General features: G+C 52.9%; 1 rRNA gene. It reads left to right on the top strand.

Going from position 1 to position 2,197, the window contains the following annotated elements:
- A 23S ribosomal RNA gene (locus tag OGV57_RS11450) occupies positions 1-2,197 on the top strand; the annotation flags it as partial.

The raw sequence follows: 2,197 nt of genomic DNA on the forward strand, positions 1-2,197 counted from the left end.
GGTTAACCGTATAGGGGAGCCGAAGGGAAACCGAGTCTTAACTGGGCGTTAAGTTGCAGGGTATAGACCCGAAACCCGGTGATCTAGCCATGGGCAGGTTGAAGGTTGGGTAACACTAACTGGAGGACCGAACCGACTAATGTTGAAAAATTAGCGGATGACTTGTGGCTGGGGGTGAAAGGCCAATCAAACCGGGAGATAGCTGGTTCTCCCCGAAAGCTATTTAGGTAGCGCCTCGTGAATTCATCTTCGGGGGTAGAGCACTGTTTCGGCTAGGGGGTCATCCCGACTTACCAACCCGATGCAAACTGCGAATACCGAAGAATGTTATCACGGGAGACACACGGCGGGTGCTAACGTCCGTCGTGAAGAGGGAAACAACCCAGACCGCCAGCTAAGGTCCCAAAGTCATGGTTAAGTGGGAAACGATGTGGGAAGGCACAGACAGCCAGGATGTTGGCTTAGAAGCAGCCATCATTTAAAGAAAGCGTAATAGCTCACTGGTCGAGTCGGCCTGCGCGGAAGATGTAACGGGGCTAAACCATGCACCGAAGCTGCGGCAGCGACACTATGTGTTGTTGGGTAGGGGAGCGTTCTGTAAGCCGTTGAAGGTGTATCGTGAGGTATGCTGGAGGTATCAGAAGTGCGAATGCTGACATAAGTAACGATAATGCGGGTGAAAAACCCGCACGCCGGAAGACCAAGGGTTCCTGTCCAACGTTAATCGGGGCAGGGTGAGTCGACCCCTAAGGCGAGGCCGAAAGGCGTAGTCGATGGGAAACAGGTTAATATTCCTGTACTTGGTGTTACTGCGAAGGGGGGACGGAGAAGGCTATGTTAGCCGGGCGACGGTTGTCCCGGTTTAAGCATGTAGGCGGAGGTTCCAGGTAAATCCGGTACCTTTTTAACGCTGAGGTGTGATGACGAGGCACTACGGTGCTGAAGTAACAAATGCCCTGCTTCCAGGAAAAGCCTCTAAGCATCAGGTAACACGAAATCGTACCCCAAACCGACACAGGTGGTCAGGTAGAGAATACCAAGGCGCTTGAGAGAACTCGGGTGAAGGAACTAGGCAAAATGGTGCCGTAACTTCGGGAGAAGGCACGCTGATATGTAGGTGAAGTGATTTACTCATGGAGCTGAAATCAGTCGAAGATACCAGCTGGCTGCAACTGTTTATTAAAAACACAGCACTGTGCAAACACGAAAGTGGACGTATACGGTGTGACGCCTGCCCGGTGCCGGAAGGTTAATTGATGGGGTTATCCGTAAGGAGAAGCTCTTGATCGAAGCCCCGGTAAACGGCGGCCGTAACTATAACGGTCCTAAGGTAGCGAAATTCCTTGTCGGGTAAGTTCCGACCTGCACGAATGGCGTAATGATGGCCAGGCTGTCTCCACCCGAGACTCAGTGAAATTGAACTCGCTGTGAAGATGCAGTGTACCCGCGGCAAGACGGAAAGACCCCGTGAACCTTTACTATAGCTTGACACTGAACACTGGTCCTTGATGTGTAGGATAGGTGGGAGGCTTTGAAGTGTGGACGCCAGTCTGCATGGAGCCATCCTTGAAATACCACCCTTTAATGGCTGGTGTTCTAACGTGGACCCGTTACCCGGGTTGCGGACAGTGTCTGGTGGGTAGTTTGACTGGGGCGGTCTCCTCCTAAAGAGTAACGGAGGAGCACGAAGGTTAGCTAATCCTGGTCGGACATCAGGAGGTTAGTGCAAAGGCATAAGCTAGCTTGACTGCGAGAGTGACGGCTCGAGCAGGTGCGAAAGCAGGTCTTAGTGATCCGGTGGTTCTGAATGGAAGGGCCATCGCTCAACGGATAAAAGGTACTCCGGGGATAACAGGCTGATACCGCCCAAGAGTTCATATCGACGGCGGTGTTTGGCACCTCGATGTCGGCTCATCACATCCTGGGGCTGAAGTAGGTCCCAAGGGTATGGCTGTTCGCCATTTAAAGTGGTACGCGAGCTGGGTTTAGAACGTCGTGAGACAGTTCGGTCCCTATCTGCCGTGGGCGCTGGAGAATTGAGGGGGGCTGCTCCTAGTACGAGAGGACCGGAGTGGACGCATCACTGGTGTTCGGGTTGTCATGCCAATGGCATTGCCCGGTAGCTAAATGCGGAAGAGATAAGTGCTGAAAGCATCTAAGCACGAAACTTGCCCCGAGATGAGTTCTCCCTGAGACT

Origin of the sequence: Citrobacter sp. Cf087 (assembly GCF_030334285.1) — a bacterium.
Lineage (GTDB): Bacteria > Pseudomonadota > Gammaproteobacteria > Enterobacterales > Enterobacteriaceae > Citrobacter > Citrobacter freundii.